Source organism: Belnapia sp. AC561, assembly GCF_979252845.1.
The window spans coordinates 1-16,756 of the sequence record NZ_CEEDBP010000010.1 but is presented as its reverse complement, the minus strand read 5'-3'; the positions used below and the strand labels follow the sequence as shown (position 1 = coordinate 16,756).

At 69.9% G+C, this 16,756-nt stretch carries 16 protein-coding genes and 1 pseudogene; 13 read left to right on the top strand and 4 right to left on the bottom strand.

Translation table 11 applies throughout. The features are described from left to right. Positions 1–3: 3 nt before the first annotated feature. Genes AC0IW9_RS10495 through AC0IW9_RS10485 form a run of 3 tightly spaced genes read left to right on the top strand, consistent with a single transcriptional unit; the run spans position 4 to position 4,812 of the window. Positions 4–1,740 (top strand): ATP-binding cassette domain-containing protein, encoded by a 1,737-nt coding sequence (locus tag AC0IW9_RS10495; RefSeq protein ID WP_471648185.1) that lies wholly within the window; start codon positions 4–6, stop codon positions 1,738–1,740. After that, a complete protein-coding gene (locus tag AC0IW9_RS10490; RefSeq protein ID WP_471648184.1) occupies positions 1,737–3,455 on the top strand; it encodes an ATP-binding cassette domain-containing protein in 1,719 nt (572 codons plus the stop codon). The genes AC0IW9_RS10495 and AC0IW9_RS10490 overlap by 4 nt, the downstream gene beginning before the upstream one ends. Beyond that, the gene (locus tag AC0IW9_RS10485) at positions 3,439–4,812 is read left to right on the top strand and encodes an HlyD family type I secretion periplasmic adaptor subunit (RefSeq protein WP_471648183.1); all 1,374 of its coding nucleotides are present in this window, start codon (positions 3,439–3,441) and stop codon (positions 4,810–4,812) included. Before AC0IW9_RS10490 ends, AC0IW9_RS10485 begins: the two co-directional genes overlap by 17 nt. Before the next feature lie 30 nt (positions 4,813–4,842). On the opposite strand, the gene AC0IW9_RS10480 is transcribed toward AC0IW9_RS10485, so the two are convergent. Further along, the gene (locus AC0IW9_RS10480; RefSeq protein ID WP_471648182.1) at positions 4,843–5,946 is read right to left on the bottom strand and encodes a TRAP transporter substrate-binding protein; all 1,104 of its coding nucleotides are present in this window, start codon (positions 5,944–5,946) and stop codon (positions 4,843–4,845) included. A gap of 128 nt (positions 5,947–6,074) precedes the next feature. On the opposite strand from AC0IW9_RS10480, the gene AC0IW9_RS10475 reads away from it, so the two are divergent. From AC0IW9_RS10475 to AC0IW9_RS10465, 3 genes are read left to right on the top strand one after another with little or no spacing between them, the layout of a single operon-like run. After that, positions 6,075–6,839: a glutaredoxin domain-containing protein gene (locus tag AC0IW9_RS10475; protein WP_471648181.1), complete on the top strand. Its 765-nt coding sequence runs from the start codon at positions 6,075–6,077 to the stop codon at positions 6,837–6,839. A 5-nt stretch (positions 6,840–6,844) separates the two neighbouring features. Next, positions 6,845–7,987 carry an NAD(P)H-dependent flavin oxidoreductase gene (locus tag AC0IW9_RS10470; RefSeq protein ID WP_471648180.1) on the top strand — a complete coding sequence of 381 codons (1,143 nt, stop codon included), beginning with the start codon at positions 6,845–6,847 and terminating at the stop codon, positions 7,985–7,987. Positions 7,988–7,997: 10 nt separating this feature from the next. Next, positions 7,998–8,774 (top strand): enoyl-CoA hydratase-related protein, encoded by a 777-nt coding sequence (locus AC0IW9_RS10465; protein ID WP_471648179.1) that lies wholly within the window; start codon positions 7,998–8,000, stop codon positions 8,772–8,774. Between the two features lie 12 nt (positions 8,775–8,786). Here the strand turns inward: AC0IW9_RS10465 and AC0IW9_RS10460 are convergent, their stop codons facing one another. Continuing rightward, positions 8,787–9,257: a response regulator gene (locus tag AC0IW9_RS10460; RefSeq protein WP_471648178.1), complete on the bottom strand. Its 471-nt coding sequence runs from the start codon at positions 9,255–9,257 to the stop codon at positions 8,787–8,789. A 218-nt stretch (positions 9,258–9,475) separates the two neighbouring features. On the opposite strand from AC0IW9_RS10460, the gene AC0IW9_RS10455 reads away from it, so the two are divergent. After that, positions 9,476–10,435, top strand: a complete 960-nt coding sequence (locus AC0IW9_RS10455) for a tripartite tricarboxylate transporter substrate binding protein (RefSeq protein ID WP_471648177.1) — start codon at positions 9,476–9,478, stop codon at positions 10,433–10,435. Between the two features lie 35 nt (positions 10,436–10,470). Continuing rightward, positions 10,471–11,103, top strand: a complete 633-nt coding sequence (locus tag AC0IW9_RS10450; RefSeq protein WP_471648176.1) for a flavin reductase family protein — start codon at positions 10,471–10,473, stop codon at positions 11,101–11,103. A 10-nt stretch (positions 11,104–11,113) separates the two neighbouring features. On the opposite strand, the gene AC0IW9_RS10445 is transcribed toward AC0IW9_RS10450, so the two are convergent. After that, entirely contained in the window at positions 11,114–11,593 is a 480-nt protein-coding gene (locus tag AC0IW9_RS10445; protein WP_471648175.1) for a TspO/MBR family protein, read from the bottom strand. Between the two features lie 92 nt (positions 11,594–11,685). On the opposite strand from AC0IW9_RS10445, the gene AC0IW9_RS10440 reads away from it, so the two are divergent. From AC0IW9_RS10440 to AC0IW9_RS10425, 4 genes are read left to right on the top strand one after another with little or no spacing between them, the layout of a single operon-like run. Then, on the top strand, positions 11,686–12,696 hold the full coding sequence (locus AC0IW9_RS10440) for a phosphotransferase family protein (protein WP_471648174.1): 1,011 nt from the start codon (positions 11,686–11,688) through the stop codon (positions 12,694–12,696). Between the two features lie 3 nt (positions 12,697–12,699). Continuing rightward, a complete protein-coding gene (locus AC0IW9_RS10435; RefSeq protein ID WP_471648173.1) occupies positions 12,700–13,947 on the top strand; it encodes an acyl-CoA dehydrogenase family protein in 1,248 nt (415 codons plus the stop codon). A gap of 59 nt (positions 13,948–14,006) precedes the next feature. Then, positions 14,007–14,261 carry a type II toxin-antitoxin system Phd/YefM family antitoxin gene (locus tag AC0IW9_RS10430; RefSeq protein ID WP_471648172.1) on the top strand — a complete coding sequence of 85 codons (255 nt, stop codon included), beginning with the start codon at positions 14,007–14,009 and terminating at the stop codon, positions 14,259–14,261. After that, positions 14,258–14,713: a PIN domain-containing protein gene (locus tag AC0IW9_RS10425; protein ID WP_471648171.1), complete on the top strand. Its 456-nt coding sequence runs from the start codon at positions 14,258–14,260 to the stop codon at positions 14,711–14,713. The genes AC0IW9_RS10430 and AC0IW9_RS10425 overlap by 4 nt, the downstream gene beginning before the upstream one ends. 57 nt (positions 14,714–14,770) lie before the next feature. On the opposite strand, the gene AC0IW9_RS10420 is transcribed toward AC0IW9_RS10425, so the two are convergent. Then, positions 14,771–16,474, bottom strand: coding sequence for an electron transfer flavoprotein-ubiquinone oxidoreductase (locus AC0IW9_RS10420; RefSeq protein ID WP_471648170.1), 1,704 nt, complete (start codon positions 16,472–16,474; stop codon positions 14,771–14,773). Positions 16,475–16,574: 100 nt separating this feature from the next. Between AC0IW9_RS10420 and AC0IW9_RS10415 the strand changes: the two are divergent. Continuing rightward, positions 16,575–16,756 (top strand): annotated as a pseudogene (locus AC0IW9_RS10415) (uracil-DNA glycosylase); the annotation flags it as partial.

The window sequence follows — 16,756 nt, the reverse complement described above, 5'->3', positions numbered from 1 at the left end:
CCAGTGAATGAGTCCGAAGCGCTGCTGCGGCAGGCGATCGAATCCGTCATGCTGGTCGCCACCGGCTGGATCAAGCTGCTGGTCGGGCTCGGCATGCTCAGCGTCCTGCTGACCTTCGGGATGCTGTTCAGCCGGTTGGAACTGATGCGGTCGGTGCCTCTCACGCAGAGCTACGACACCATCGAATCCATGCTGGTTTTCTGGGTATCGATGCTGGCGGTCATCGTGGTGATCGGCTTCCTGCAGGGAAGCGCGCTCGTCCATCTCTCGCGCTTCATCTCCAGCCGTCTGAGCGTACCCGCGGTGTTGGCAACGGCGCAGCGTGCAGGGCGGCCGGAAGCCATCTCCAGCGCCGTCATGACCGACCTGGAGACGGTCCGGTCAACCCTGGCCGGCACCGCCAGCCGAACCTGCATCTCGCTGATCTGCGTTCCGCTGATGATACCGCTGCTGCTGGCGGTGCATTTCTATTATGCCATCATCGCCTCGCTTTTCGGCGCCACCGCCGCAGTCCTGAGCTATTTCCTGGTTCGCGCCACCAACAGGGCGGCGGAGCTGACCACCAACGGCACCGCCCAGGCCTATGGTCTCTCGGCAGATGCCATGCGCTCCGGCGAAGCCGTGCTGGCCATGGGCATGCTGCCGCAACTCGTCCGGCTCTGGACCTCGGTCAGCACCGCCAATGCCGGGGAAGCCTGGCTGGCGCAACGCAAGGCCGCCCGGCTGGCCTTCTGCCTCGACCTGCTGATGGGCCTGTTCCGCGGCACGGTCGTCTTCACCGCAGCGCTGATCACCCTCTCCGGCGCCCATCTCAACCCCGCCTGGGCCGGCGCGGTGATGGTCATCTATCAACTGGTCAAACCCTTCTCGGATTTCGGCGATACGCACGCCAAGCTCAGCGAAGGCACGGCGGCCTGGCTCCGGCTGCGCTCCCTGGTTTCGGGAACCGTGCCGCCAGCGGATGGCCTGCCCTTCCCCTGCCCGAATGGCCGGCTGGTGGTCGAGCACATGACCTATGCCTTCCGCGGCCCGCTCCCGCCGCTGCTGCGCAACATCGAACTCACCGTCGAGCCCGGCAGCATCGTCGCCATCGTCGGCGCCTCGGGCGGCGGCAAGTCCACCCTGCTGCGGCTGCTGGTCGGGCTGCACCGGCCTTCCGCCGGCGGCGTCTACCTCGATGGCCATGCGACCAGCCAATGGGACCGGCGGGACTTCGCCCGGCACGTCGGCTTCCTGCCGCAGGAACCGCTGCTCTCGCGCGGCACCGCCGCCGAGGTCATCGCCCGGCTCGAGGAGCCGAACATGGAGCTGGTGCTGGAGGCCGCCCATCGCGCCGGCGCGCATGAGGTGATCGCCACCCTGCCGGAAGGCTATGCGACGCCGATCGGCGGCAACTACCAGCTGTCCATGGGCCAGCGGCACCGCATCGCCCTGGCTCGGGCACTCTACGGCCGGCCGAAGCTGCTGCTGCTCGATGAGCTCGCCGGTTCCATGGATGCCGAAGGGGAGGCCCAGGTCGTGGCGCTGCTCGACGTGCTGCGGCGGGAAGGCACCTCGGTGATCTTCACCAGCCATCGCCCCTCCCTCGTCGCCGCGGCGGACCGGGTGCTGGCGCTGCGCAACGGCACGCTGGTCCCGGCTGGCGAGGAATTGCCGCGCCTGGTCGGGGCTGATCGGCGCCGCAAGGGTCCGGCCCAGATCAGCGGCCCGGCGGTCAACCGCGGGGCCGCCGCGGCATGACCGAGACACCCACCCAGCCCAAGGCCAAGGCTGCACGGCAGCGGTGGCTCCGTCTGCGCGACATCGGCATCACGCCGCTCTTCGTACTGACCATCCTGCTGCTCACTTTCGGCGGGCTGATCGGGGTCTTCACCTTCATCATGACCATCGCCCATATCGGCGACGGCGTGCTGGATACCGGCAATGCCGACAGCGTCGTCGCCCTAGCTTTGGTCCTGGTCTTCCTGACGGTATCCTCGCACTACTACCTGCACCGCCGTGCCCTGATGCTGCAGGCGGTCACCGAACGCTTCGGCCTGCGGTTGCGGGCCGAAGCGATGCAGGCCGCGATCCGCAACTCGGTCCGTCGGGACATGGTCTCCGGCATCACCGTCCTGCAGGATATCTCCGCGGTGCAGCGCTTCGTCACCAGTCATGCCGTCGCCGGCTCGCTGGACATGGTGGCGGGCCTCGTCGCGGTCGGCTTCCTGTTTTACCTGGACCCGCGAGCCGCCTGGATCACCATCGCAGGCATCGTCACCATCATCCTGGTCGCCTATGGCATGAAGCGTGCGGTCAGCGGCCTCGCCAGCCAGACCAACGAGCACCTGGACCGCGCCTCCGCCCAGCTATCCGGCCAGCTCATGCATCCGGATGTCGTGCGCGGCCTCGGCCAGCTTCCGGCCACCATGTTCCGCTGGCAACGCCGCTACGACCAGGCGCTGGACAGCGCCGGCCGGGCGCAGACCCGGGGCGATGCCATCCGGGAGATCGAGCATGTCGTCTCCAGCTTCTGCCTCATGGCCGTGGTGCTGAACGGCCTGATTGCCATCATCGAGCACAACGGCACCATCGGCCTGCTGATGGCCTGCTACTTCATGGCCAACCACGCCATGGGCCCCTTCTCCGGCCTGCTCGGCTACTGGGAAGGCTGGAACGACGGCATCCTGGCCTGGCGCCGGCTGCGCGAGGTCATGGCGATGGATGGCGCGGCCGAGATCCGCCCGCCGGTGGCCGATGCCCCGGCCGGCCTGCTGATCGACGACGTCACCTTCTGGCCGGCGGGTCGCCCCCGCCCGATCATCGGCGGCCTGACTCTGGAACTGCGGCCCGGCGCCGTCGCCACCGTCCAGGGCCGCAACGGCGTTGGCAAAAGCACCCTGCTGCGGCTGGTGCTCGGCCTGCTGGAGCCGACGGAAGGCCGCGTCCTGCTCAATGGCCAGGACACCCATTTCTGCGACCGCGGCCAGCTCGGCGCCCGCATCGGCTACCTGCCGCAGGACGTCCAGCTGCTGGAAGCGCCGATCTATACCAATATCGGCCGCGGCCCGGATGCCCCGCCCGAGCTGGTCGTCGCCGCCGCCCGCGCCGCCGGTGCACATGACATGATCGGCCGCATGCCGATGGGCTACCAGACCCCCTCCGGCACCACCTCCGGCCTCTCCGCCGGGCAGCGCCGCCTGGTCGCGCTGTCCCGGGCCCTCTACGGCAATCCGGAACTGCTGGTGCTGGACGAACCCGAGGTCGGGCTCGACGGCCCGGCCCGCAACGCCCTGCGCGCCGCGGTGGAACGCACCCGCCTCGCCGGCGGCGTCGTGCTGGTGGTGACGCATGAGCCCGCCACCTGGACCGATGTGGCCGACTACCAGCTGAAGCTCAGCGCCGGCGGCATCTGGGAGCTGGATGCCGCCCAGCGCGAGGAAGGCAAGGAGCCTTATTTTGCAACAATTGGTTGAGCAAGGCCGGACGACGGCGCTGCCGCCGCCGATTCCGCTCGAATCCCTGCAACGGCAACTCGAATTCTCGATCAAGAGCCCACCGGTCAGCCGCGTGGTGCGGACCTCGTTGCTCGCCATCGGCCTGACCCTGTTGCCCTTCGTCGGCTGGGCGACGATGACGACGCTGGAACAGGCGGTCATCGCCCCCGGCCAGCTCGTCCCCGAAGGCCGCCGCAAGACCGTCAACCTGCTTGAGGCCGGGATCCTGCGCCGCATGCTGGTGCAGGAAGGCTCCCTGGTGGAAGCCGGCCAGCCGCTGCTCCAGCTCGACGTCACCCAGGCGGAATCCAGCGCCGACCAGGCTCGGGCGGCTTTCTGGGGCGGTCGCGCCCGCGCCGCCCGGCTCCGCGCCGAACAGGCCGAAAGCCGGGCGCTGAACTTCCCCGAGGATCTGCTGGCCGCCGCCGCCGGCGACCCCCGCATCCAGATCTTCGTCACCGCCGAGCGCGCCCTGTTCAAGGCCCGCTGGGATGCCTACGACGGCACCGCCGGCGTGCAGGAACGCGCCATCAGCCAGCTGCAGGAACAGGTCGCCGGCGCCCGGGCGCAGCGCGAAGGTGCTACGGCCCAGGTCCGCACCATCCGGGAACAGATCGCCGGCTACAACCGCCTGCTGTCCCAGGGCTATGCCTCCCGCTTCACCGTGCTGAACCTGCAGCAGTCGGAAGCCGGCTTCGTCGCCACCATCGGCCAGGCGACGGCGCAGGAAGGCCAGCTCCGCGAAGGCATCATCCAGGCCGAGCGCCAGCTCGCCGGCATCCGCCTCACTCGCCTGTCGGAGATCGCCAACGACCTGCAGACGACCGAGGCCGCCATCGCCAGCGCCGCGCAGCAGCTCCGCGCCGCGCAGGATATCCTGAGCCGGCGCGAGGTCCTCGCGCCCGAGGCCGGCAAGGTGACCAATATCCTCGCCTTCACCCCCGGCGCCGCCATCACGCCAGGCCAGCCGGTGCTGGACCTGGTGCCGCAGCGCGACCGGTTGATCGTCGAGGCCCAGGTCCTGCCCGTCGATATCGAGCAGGTGGTGCCCGGCCAGCGGGTGAATGTCCGCCTCAGCTCCTACCGCACCCGCTCGGTGCCGCTGCTGCATGGCCATGTCACCGTGGTCGGCGCCGATGTGCAGACCTCCCAGTCCGGCGACCGCTACTTCGTGCTGCGCGCCGAATTCGACGCCAGCGCCCTGGCGGACAACCCGGACATCGTGCCGCTGGCGGGCATGCCGGCCGAGGTCTATGTCCTCGGCGAGAAGCGCACCCCGCTCAGCTACCTGATGGGCCCGCTGCTGCGCTCCGCCCGCCGCGCCTTCCGCGACTGATGCCGGGGGGCTTGCGCCCCCCCATCGCCCTCAGCGCCGCGCCGCCACCTGCGCCAGGTAGCTGTCGAAGGACAGCTCCGCGACGCGGAACCAGGCCCGCATGTCGTCGCGGGACTTCGACCAGGGCTCGTGGATCTTGCGGAACTCCGGGCTCTTCGCCGCCAGCTCCTGCTCCAGCGCCATGGCCTCACGGTAGCAGGCATCCATCACCTCGCGCGGGAAGGACCGCAGCTGGGTGCCCTGGGCCAGCAGCCGGCGCAGTGCCTCCGGGTTGCGGGTGTCGTAGCGGGCGACCATCCAGCTCGTCGCATCCGCCGCGGCGACGCGGATCGCCGCCTTGTAGCTGGCCGGCAGCGCGTTCCACTGGTCGAGGTTGACCATCAGCGAGGTATTCGCCGCGCCCTCCCACCAGGCCGGGTAGTAGTAGTAGGGCGCCACCTTGTGGAAGCCGAGCTTCTCATCGTCGTAGGGGCCGAGCCATTCGACGGCATCGATCGTGCCCCGCTCCAGCGCCGGGTACAGGTCGCCGCCGGCCAGCTGCTGCGGCACGCCGCCGACCCGGGACAGCACCGTGCCGCCAAGCCCGGCGATCCGCATCTTCAGCCCCTGCAGATCGGCCAGGCCCTTGATCTCCTTGCGGAACCAGCCGCCCATCTGGGCGCCGGTGGTGCCCAGCGGCAGGCCGTAGCAGTTGTATGTCCGGAAGAGCTCGTTCAGCAGGTCGATCCCGCCGCCCTCGTACATCCAGGCGCTCTGCTGGCGGGTATTCATCCCGAAGGGCAGGCCGGTGGCGAAGGCGAAGGCCGGGTTCTTGCCGGTGTAGAAGGAATTTGTGGTGTGGCAGGCCTCCACCGTCCCGGCCTGCACCGCATCCAGCGCCTGCAGCGCCGGCACCACCTCGCCCGGGCCGAAGACGCGGATCTGGAAGCGGTCGTCGGTCAGCTCCGCGACGGTGCGGGCAAAGACATGCCCGGCGCCGTGGATGGCATCGAGGCTGGTCGGGTAGCTGCTGGTCAGCCGCCAGCGGATGGCAGGCGCCGATTGCGCCAGGGCCGGGCTGGCAAGGATGGGCGAAGCGAGGCCGGCGGCAGCGGTCGCCAGTGCGCCGCGGCCCAGTATGGCTCTGCGATCCATGGATGGTTTCCTCCGGAAGCTTACGGAGGCGGCAGGAACCACGGAAGCCGTCGCCGGGGAACCCCCAAACCCGCTGGCCGAACCGGCGCGGCGGTATAAGCTGCCGGCAAAACCCAGGAGGAACAGGAATGTCCGCCGCCCTCGACGACCAGGTGCGCGTCTACTGGATGACGGGCTGCACGAGCTGCCTCCGCACCAAGGAATTCCTCGCCCGCCGCCGCGTCCCCTTCCTGTCGCGCAACGTGCTGGTCGACGACGGCGCCTATGCCGAGCTGGAGCGCTTTGGCCTCCGCCAGGTGCCCATCGTCACCCGCGGCGAGGCCTGGGCCAATGGCCAGGTGCTGCGCGACGTCGCCGACCTCGTCGGCATCGACCTCGGCGCGCCGCAGATCCTGCCGGTGGCGGAACTGCGCCGCCGGCTGGATGCCATCCTCGCCGGCGCCGCCCGCTTCGCCGCGCAATTGCCCGAGGCGACCCTGGCCACGCTGCTGCCGGACCGGCCGCGCAGCCATGCCGACCTCGCCTACCACATCGTCAACATCGTCGACGCCTTCCTCGAGCATGAGGCCGGCATCCCGCTGACCTACGAGGCCTATTTCCGCCTGCCGCCCAGCGCCGACCGCGCCGCCCTGCTGGCCTATGCGACCGATGTCCGCGCCCGGCTGAATGCCTGGTTCGAAGGCCCGGGCCGCAACCGCGACTGGACCAGCACGGCCCAGGTCTATTACGGCGCCCAGTCGCTGCACGAATTCCTCGAGCGCACCACCTGGCACAGCGGCCAGCACACCCGCCAGCTCATGTGGGTGCTGGAAGGCCTGGGCATCGAGCCCGAGGGCAGGCTCGGCGCCGAGCTTTGGGCCGGCCTGCCCATGCCGGAGGAAGTCTGGGGCTGAGACCGGTGCCCCTCACCACCCGCCTCTGCGGCCTGCTCGGCATCCGCCACCCGATCCTGCTCGCCGGGATGGGTCGCGCCAGCACGCCGGAACTCGCCGCCGCCGTCTCCAATGCCGGCGGCCTCGGCGTGCTGGGCGCCGCCGCCTGCGGCCCCAACCAGCTGCGGGACTGGATCAGGCGGACCCGGGCGCTCACCGATCGCCCCTTCGGCGTCGATACCCTGCTCCCCGCCTCGGTCCGCCGCGGCGGCAAGCCGGGCAACGGCGGCGGCCCGACGGCGGAGGAGATGCTGCCGCAGCACCGCGCCTTCGCCAGCGCCTTCCTCGCCCGCGAAGGGCTGGAGGCACCGGACCAGGCCGCCATCGACCACTGGCAGGACCGCTTCCCCACCGACCGGGACGGCCCCCGCCCGCTCTCCCAGGCCTTCTTCGAGGCGCAGATGGAGGTGGTGATCGAGGAGAAGGTCGCGGTCTATGCCGCCGGCCTGGGCAATCCCGGCCCCTGGATGGACCGGCTGAAATCGAACGGCACCATCGTCATGGCCGTGATCGGCGCCAGCCGCCACGCGGTGCAGGTGGCGGATTCCGGCGTCGACGTCATCGTGGCGCAGGGCCATGACGGCGGCGGCCATAATTCCCCCATCGGCACCATGGCGCTGATCCCCCAGGTGGTGGATGCGCTCGGCGGCCGGGTCCCGGTGGTGGGCGCCGGCGGCATCGGCGATGGCCGCGGCGTCGCCGCCGCCCTCATGCTCGGTGCCGAGGGCGCCTGGATCGGCACCGCCTTCCTCGCCACCCCCGAATCCGGCATCAGCGCCGCGCAGAAGCAGGCCCTGGTCGATGGTGGGGACGAGGGCACCACCGTCTCCCGCGCGGTCACCGGCAAGCCGGCGCGGATGGTGAAGGGCCGCTGGGCCGCCGCCTATGCCGAGGCCGGGCTGGAACCGCTGCCGATGCCCTGGCAGGGCGCCGTCTCCACCGCGGTCACCGTCGCCGGCATGGCCGCCGGCCGGGCGGATGTCTGGGGCGGCTTCGCCGGCCAGGGCCTCGGGATGATCCACGGCATCCGCCCGGCGGCCGAAGTCCTGGCCGGGATCGTCGCCGGCGCCGAGCAGGCGCTGCGTCGCACCAGCCACATCATCGCCTAGGGAATCCCGCATGTCCGACGCCGTCCTCTTCGAGATCGCCGAACCGCATATCGCCCTCGTCACCATCAACCGGCCGGAAGCCCGCAACGCGGTCAACGGCGCCGTCGCCGCCGGCCTGGAAGCCGCGGTGGAGCGGGTGGAGGCCGACCCGGATCTCTGGGCCGTGGTGCTGACCGGCGCCGGGCCGCATGCCTTCTGCGCCGGCGCCGACCTCAAGGCCGTCTCGGCCGGGCAGAGCGCCAGCCTCGCCACCGAGAAGGGCGGCTTCGGCGGCTTCACCCGCGCCAGGCGCAGCAAGCTCTGGATCGCCGCCGCCCAGGGCCATGCCCTTGCCGGGGGTCTCGAATTGCTGCTCGCCTGCGACCTCGCCATCGCCGCCGAGGGCGCGACCTTCGGCCTGCCGGAGGTGAAGCGCAGCCTGGTCGCCGCCGCGGGTGGCGTCTTCCGCCTGCCCCGCGCCCTGCCCAAGGCCGTCGCGCTGCACATGATCGCCACCGGCGAGCCGATCGACGCGGCGACCGCCCTGCACCATGGCCTGGTCAATGCCGTGGTCCCGGCGGCGGAGGTGCTGGAGACCGCACGCGCCCTGGCCCGCAGGATCACCGGCAATGCGCCGATCGCCGTCCGCGAAAGCCTCGCCATCGCCCGCCAGGCGACGGAGCTGGACGAGGAAACCCTTTGGCGCCTCAGCCGCGCCGCCAGCGACCGGATGAAGCTGACCGAGGATTTCCAGGAAGGCCCCCGCGCCTTCGTCGAGAAGCGGGCGCCCCGCTGGACCGGCCGCTGACCGCGCCGCCGCTCAGGCGAATTCGGCGCGGCCGCAACCCAGCCCGGTCACCAGCCGGAACAGCGCCGCGCGGATGTCGATACCATCCAGGGCGCCGTCCAGGGCGATACCGGCGGCCCGCACCGCCACCGGCCGCACCGCCTCGATGGCCGTGACCAGGGACTCGCCGGAAAACGGCTTGGGCACCAGCCTTTCCCAGGCCTCGAAGCGGTAGTCGGTGAAGCAATCCGGGTTGCCGGTGACGAAGACCGTCGGCAGCCCCGGCAGCATCGCCTGCACCTGCCGGACCAGCGCCTGGCCATCGAGCCCCGGCCCGAGGTTGTAGTCGGTGACGAGGAGATCGGGCCGGCACTGCGGCTGGTCCAGCAGCATCAGCGCCTGCTCGGCATCCGCCACGGCGACGCAGTCATGCCCAGCGTCTTCCAGCAGGTCGCAGACCAGCATCCGGATGAGGACCTCATCCTCGACCACCAATATCCGCATCACCCCCCTCCTCCGACCCGGGCTGGAAGCTTCCCCAAGCACCCAACCCAGAGGCGAATAAAAGACATCGACGTCACTGAAATGCTTCTGAAGAAGCCGTGATCGGCGGATTGGCTTCGCGAGCGATGCGCCAGGACACGGATGGCCCAGCGCATGGATGGCACCCCGCCCGCCGCTCGGGCTAGGCTGGCGGAAAACCTGGGGGAGGACCACCAACCATGCACCGCCGGACCCTGCTCGGGGGCCTCGCCCTCGCCGCCCCCGCCCTGCATCCGGCTGCCGCGCAGGACCGCTGGCCGAGCCGGGAGATCAGCCTCGTCACCGGCTTCGGCCCCGGCGGCGGCACCGACGTGGTGGCCCGCGCCATCGCCGCGCATATGGAGAAGACCCTCGGCGTCTCCATCCCGGTGCGGAACACGCCCGGCGCCGGCGGCACCCTCGGCCCCGGCCGCATCGCCCAGTCGAAGCCCGATGGCTATACCTTCGGCCTCACCGGGCTTTCGGTGCTGGTCGTCGCGCCGCTGACCATGGACCTGCCCTTCAGGCCGATGGAGGCCTTCGACTTCCTCGGCTGCACCTCGGAACTCCGCATCGGCGTCCCGGTCGGCCCCTCCCTGCCGCAGGTCCGGACGCTGGCCGACCTCATCGCCGAGGGCCGCCGCCGCCCCATCACCATGGCGACGACCAATCCCGGCTCGGCCGTCAGCTTCTTCGAGCTGGCCCGGCTGACAGGCATGCAGCTCAGCTACGTCCCCTTCGGCAGCATCACCGATGCCGCCAGCCAAGTCGCCGGGGGCCATGTCGATACCTATACCGGCACCTCGGAAATGATCGGCCTGGTGAAGGGAGGCAACCTGCGCCTGCTGGCCAGCGCCAGCATCGACCGCTGGCCCGAATTCCCGGATGTCCCGACCCTGATCGAGCAGGGCCACGACACCGCGACGCGCCAGCCCATCATCTGGGCCGGTCCCGCCGGCCTGCCCGCACCCATCCGGGAGAAGCTGGAAGCCGCGCTGATGGCCGCCGCCCGCGACCCGGAGGTGATCGCCCGCCAGGATGCCGCCAGCATCGCCAGCCGCCCGCTCAGCCGGGCCGAGACCATGGCGCTGATCCATGACGTGAAGCCCGGCGTGGAGGCCGCCTTGCTCGCCTCCGGCATGGCCCGCAAGCGCGGCTAGGCCTATTGATCCCCATCCACACAGGACCATCGCCCATGTTCTACGAACCCCGGCTCGGCCACGGCCTGCCGCATGATCCCTTCAAGGCGATCATCGCCCCGCGGCCGATCGGCTGGATCTCCACCGTCGATGCCGAAGGCCGGCCCAACCTGGCGCCCTACAGCTTCTTCAACGCGGTGCATTCCAGCCCGCCGATGCTGGCCTTCACCAGCGAAAGCATGAAGCACAGCGCCGCCAATGCCATCGCAACGGGCGAGTTCGTCTTCAACCTCTCGACCCGTCCGCTGTTCGAGGCGATGAACATCTCCTCCGGCGCACTGGCCGATGGCGAGAACGAGTTCACCGCGGCCGGGCTGGAGGCTGCCCCCTGCAAGCTGGTGAGGGCCCCGCGCGTCGCGGCATCCCCGGCCTCCATGGAATGCAAGGTGGTGCATTCCATGCAGCTGCACGACGTGACCGGCGCGGCGCTGGCCGGCTGGATCATCATCGGCCAGGTCGTCGGCGTGCATATTCAGGAAGGCTTCATCCGCGACGGCCGCTTCGATACCGCCGCGGCGCAATCCCTCGCCCGCTGCGGCTACCGCGACTATGCCGCGGTGACGGAGCTGTTCGAGGCACTGCGCCCGACCGACGGCGGCGGGTATGCCGCCGGGCAGCGAGACCGCTAGACGCAGCAGGTCAGCCCCGGGCGAATCCCGTCGCCCGGTTGCGCTGCCAGATGGACCAGTTCAGCACCCCGGCGAAGCTGCCCCAGACCAGGTAGGGCGCCAGCAGCCAAGCCGCCGTGGCGCTGATCGGGGCAAAGACCACGATGGTGGCGACGATCGAGAGCCAGAAGACCACCAGCTCGGCAAAGGCCCAGTCCGGCCGCTTCAGCCCGAAGAAGATCGCCGACCAGGCGGCGTTCAACAGCAGATGGACGCCGTAGACCACCAGCGCGGGGCCGAAGCCCACCTGCCGCCAGACCAGCCAGCCCGAGATGGCGATCAGCGTGTAGAAGACCGACCAGGCGATCGGGAACAGCCAGTTCGGCGGGTTCCACGGTGGCTTCGCCAGGTTCTCGTACCAGTCGCCCGGCTTGAAGTAGGCGCCGGAGGTGGCGACGACGAAGACGGCGCCGAAGAAGCCGAACAGCGCGATCGTATCGGTGAGGGTCATGCGCGCAGCATAGCGCATTCCGCGCCGGCAGGTTGCCCCACGAGGCCGGCGCCGCCATTCTCCCGCCGGAAATCACGCGGAGGACACCAAGGGTGGCCGAATTCGACCCGGCGAAGCTGGATGCCTTCCTGCGCGCCACGATCCCCGGCCTGGCCGGGGAGATGGAATTGCAGCGCATCTCCGGCGGCCAGTCCAACCCGACCTTCTTCGTCAGCTATGCCAATCGCCGGCTAGTGCTGCGCAAGAAGCCGCCCGGCGTCACCCTGCCCTCCGCCCATGCCGTGGACCGGGAGGCCCGCATCCTCCAGGCCCTGGCCCCCACCGCCGTCCCGGTGCCGCCGGTGGTGGTCTTCCAGGCCGAGCCGGACGTGGTCGGCACGCCCTTCTACGTCATGGACCGGGTCGAGGGCCGGGTCTTCAATAGTTGCGACCTGCCCGGCGCCGCGGTCGCCGAGCGCCGCGCCATGTACCTCTCCTTCGCCGAGACGCTGGCGAAGCTGCACGACGTCGACTGGCAGGCGGCCGGCCTCGAGGGCTTCGGCCGCCCCGGCAACTACTTCGAGCGCCAGGTCGGCCGCTGGACCAAGCAGTGGGAAAGCCAGCGCTTCCGCGACATCCCGGAGCTGACCGAGCTCGCCGCCTGGGTCGCCGCGCATATCCCGCCCGATGACGGCGAGGCCTCCATCGTCCATGGCGACTACCGCCCCGGCAACGTCATGTTCGGCCCCGGCTCGCCCGAGGTCGTCGCCGTGCTGGACTGGGAGCTGTCGACCATCGGCCATCCGCTCGCCGACCTCGCCTTCAGCGTCATCGCCTGGCGCAGCGCGCCCAATGAGTATGGCGGCATGTTCGGCCTCGACATCGCGGCGCTCGGCATCCCGACCGAGGCCGAATACCTCGCCCACTACTACGCCTGCCGGAAGCGCCCGGCACCGCGGATGGAGGCCTTCCACGTCGCCTTCTCGATGTTCCGCTTCGCCGTGATCTTCGAGGGCATCGCCGCCCGCGCCCGCGCCGGCAACGCCGCCTCAGCCGATGCCGCCGCGGTCGGCGAGCTCTCCATCGCCTTTGCCCATCGCGGCCTTGCCAGCATCGGAGCCTGACCCATGGACTTCGCCTATTCGGACAAGGTCCGTGCCCTGCAGCAGCAATTGCTGGATTTCATGGACCAGCACGTCCTGCCTGCCGACCCGGAATTCCGCCGCATCGCCGAGGGCGGCGAATTCCCGCTCGCCATCATCGACGACCTGAAGGCCAAGGCGCGCGAGCAGGGGCTCTGGAACCTCTTCCTCCCCGGCCTCAAGCCGGATGAGCCCGGCACCGCCCTCACCAACCTCGAATACGCCCCGCTGGCCGAGATCATGGGCCGCGTCCCCTGGGCCTCCGAGGTCTTCAACTGCAACGCGCCCGATACCGGCAACATGGAGGTGCTGCATCTGTTCGCCACGCCGGCCCAGCGCGCCCGCTACCTCGAGCCGCTGATGCGCGGCGAGATGCGCTCGGCCGTCGCCATGACCGAGCCCGATACCGCGTCATCCGACCCGACCAACATCGCCACCACCATCCGCAAGGAAGGCGACGGCTACGTCATCAACGGCCGCAAGTGGTTCACCACCGGCGCCATCCACCCCAATGCCGGCGTCTTCCTGCTGATGGGGCTGCAACAGGATCGCGCCGCGCTCGGCCCGCATGAGCGACACACCATCCTGCTGGTGCCCCATGGCACGCCGGGCGTCACCGTCGTCCGCAACGTCCCCATCATGGGCCACCACGCGCCGGAGGGGCATTGCGAGGTGCTGTTCCGCGACGTCCATGTCCCCGCCGATGCCCTGCTCGGAGAGGAGGGCACCGCCTTCGCCCTGATGCAGGCGCGGCTCGGCCCGGGGCGCATCCACCACTGCATGCGCACCATCGGCCAATGCGAGGTGGCGCTGGAGCTGATGGTGGACCGCGCCCAGTCCCGCATCGCCTTCGGCAAGCACCTGTCAGAATTCAGCAACGTGCAGGACTGGATCGCCGAAAGCCGCATCGAGATCGACCAGGTGCGGCTGCTGGTGCTGCGCGCCGCCTGGCTGATGGACCGGGAGGGCAACAAGGCCGCCCGCGTCGATGTCTCCGCCATCAAGCTGGCCGCGGCACGGCTGCAGACGCGGGTGACCGACCGGGCGATGCAGGTCTTCGGCGCCATGGGGCTGACGCCGGATACGCCACTCGCCTTCCTCTACAGCTGGGGCCGCGCGCTGCGCTTCATCGACGGCCCGGACGAGGTGCATCTCCGCACCGTGGCGCGGGCCGAGCTGAAGGCACGGAAGGCGGCGCAGGGCCTGTCGCGCGGCGGCTACTTCCCGCGCTGAGCCTTGCTTCGGACGCCGCACTACAATATAGTGAATTACACTACTTTCCTGGTGCCGCCATGAAGACCCTGACCGCTGCCGAGGCCAACCGTTCCTTCTCCGCCCTGCTTCGCCAAGCCGCGGCCGGGGAGCGCGTGGTCATCACCTCCCACGGCCGCCCGGTCGCCGAGATCGGCCCGGTGCGAGAAGATACGGCGGCGAAGGAGGCAGCCTGGGAGGCGCTGCTGGCGCGGTTGGACGCCCAGGAACCCACCCTCATCGAGCCTTGGACACGCGAGGAACTCTACGAGCGCAAATCCTGGTCACGGGAGTGATCGCGCTCGACTCGAATATCCTACTCTATGCAGAGGCGCTGCTGCTGGTCCCGACCGATGCTCTCAAGCATCGCATCACCCGGGCCCTGATTCCAGGTATCCGCAAAGCCGGATTGGTCCTGCCGGCCCAGGTCCTCGGCGAGATGTTCACCGTGCTGGTGCGGCGAGGCCGGCGCTCGCCAGACCTTGCCCAGCAAGCGGCCCTGCGATGGTCCGCGGCGGCTGCCGTGGTTCCCGAGACCGACCAAGCCACCATGCTACAGGCCATCGCCCTGGCAACGGAGCATGGCTTGCAGATCTGGGACGCCGTCATCCTTGCCGCAGCCGGCGAGGCGGGCGCCACTCTGCTGCTGTCCGAGGACATGCAGGATGGCTTCGTCTGGCGCGGCGTGACCGTGGCGAATCCCTTCGCCATCATGCCGCATCCTTTGGTCGGCAGGCTCCCTGCCTAACCCTGCCATCCCGCCGCCGCCCGGTTCCCTTGAGAAGCGGGCAGCGGCGCCCGCTCCCTACATCCCGCCGATGTAATTCGGCCCGCCGCCACCCTCCGGCGTCTTCCAGTCGATGTTCTGCGTCGGGTCCTTGATGTCGCAGGTTTTGCAATGCACGCAGTTCTGCGCATTGATCACCAGCCGCGCCCGGGCGTCCCCGGCCTCCACCGAAGCACCCTCGCCGGTCGCCTCCGCATCCGGCGTCCCGCGCAGCTCCCGCTCCGCCTCCGGCCCCACCGCCTCATAGACCGCGGCCGGGCAGTAGCGGCTTTCCGGGCTGCGGAACTGGTCCCAGTTAACGCCCTTCCATTTGCCGGGATCGCGCAGCTGCAGGTGTGCCGGCTGGTCCTCCTCATGGTTGGTGTTCGAGAGGAACACCGAGGAGAGCCGGTCGAAGGTCAGCTTGCCATCCGGCTTCGGGTAGTCGATCCGCTTCGAGGCGCTGGCCGGCTTCAGCGTCTCGTGGTCGGCATGGTGGCTCCAGGTCCAGGGTGCCTTGCCGCGGAAGACGTAGGTGTCCAGCGCGGCATTCGCCAAGCCGCCCCAGAAGCCCATTTTGGCGAAGCCCGGGCGGATGTTCCGCACGCCCTTCAGCTCCTCCCAGACCCAACTCTTCTCGAGCGTCGCCGGATAGCTTTCGAGCAGCGCCGGGCGCTCCTCCCCGGCCAGCGCCGCCGCCGCCGCCTCGGCCGCCAGCATGCCGGTCTTCATGCTGGTATGCGTGCCCTTGATCTTCGGCACGTTGAGGAAGCCCGCGGTATCGCCGATCAGCGCGCCGCCGGGGAAGATCAGCTTCGGGATGGCCTGGAAGCCGCCCTCGTTCAGCGCACGGGCGCCGTAGGAGATGCGCTTGCCGCCCTCCAGCATCTTCCGCACCTCCGGGTGCGTCTTGAAGCGCTGGAACTCGTCGAAGGGCGAAAGCCAGGGGTTGGAGTAATCGAGCCCCACGACGAAGCCGATCGAGACCAGGTTCTCGCCCAGCATGTAGAGCCAGGATCCGCCATAGGTATCGGAGGGCAGCGGCCAGCCGGTGCTGTGCCACACCAGGCCCGGCGTGTGCTTCTCCTTCGGGATCTCCCAAAGCTCTTTGATGCCGAGCGCGAAGCTCTGCGGCGCCACGCCCTCCCGAAGATTGTACCGCTCGAACAGCTGCTTGGTCAGCGACCCGCGGCAGCCCTCGGCGAAAAGCGTATAGGTCGCCCGCAGCTCCATGCCCGGCTGGTAGTCCGCGCCCTTCTCGCCATCCTTCTTGATGCCCATGACGCCGGCGACGACGCCCTTCACCTGGCCATCCTCGATGATCGTCTCGGAGGCGGCGAAGCCCGGGTAGATCTCGACCCCCATGGCCTCGGCCTTGGCGCCGAGCCAGCGGCAGACGTTGCCCAGCGAGACGATGTAATTGCCGTGGTTGTTCATCTGCGGCGGCGTCGGCAGCCTGAAGGCCTTCGTCTCGGTCAGCAGCATGAAGCGGTCGTCGCCGGCCGGCGTCGCCAGGGCCGGCGGATCGTCCCGCCAGTCCGGGATCAGCTCGTCCAGCGCCCGCGGCTCCAGCACCGCGCCGGAGAGCGTATGCGCCCCGATCTCGCCGCCCTTCTCCACCAGGCACACGGTGACATCCGGCGCGACCTGTTTGAGGCGGATCGCGGCGGCGAGCCCGGCCGGCCCACCCCCCACGATCAGCACGTCGAATTCCATAGCTTCGCGCTCTTCGGCCCCGGACATGCCTTGGCTCCCTTCTGTTCCCGCTGGATGTAGCGTGGGGTTGGCTTGCACGAAACCCCGGGGCCGGGGATTAGATGCCTCCCGAATGGAGGAGCAGGCGATGGAGGCGGAAACCCAGGCGGCCCTGATCGCCGCCCTGCGCCTCCAGCTCGACTGGGGCGCGGATGAAGCCCTTGCGACCCTGCCGCTGGACCGCACCGCCCCACCCGCGCCGGACCTGGCGACCGCCACGGAAACCACCCGGCCGGATTCCGTACGTTCGGACTCTGGCCCACCCACCCC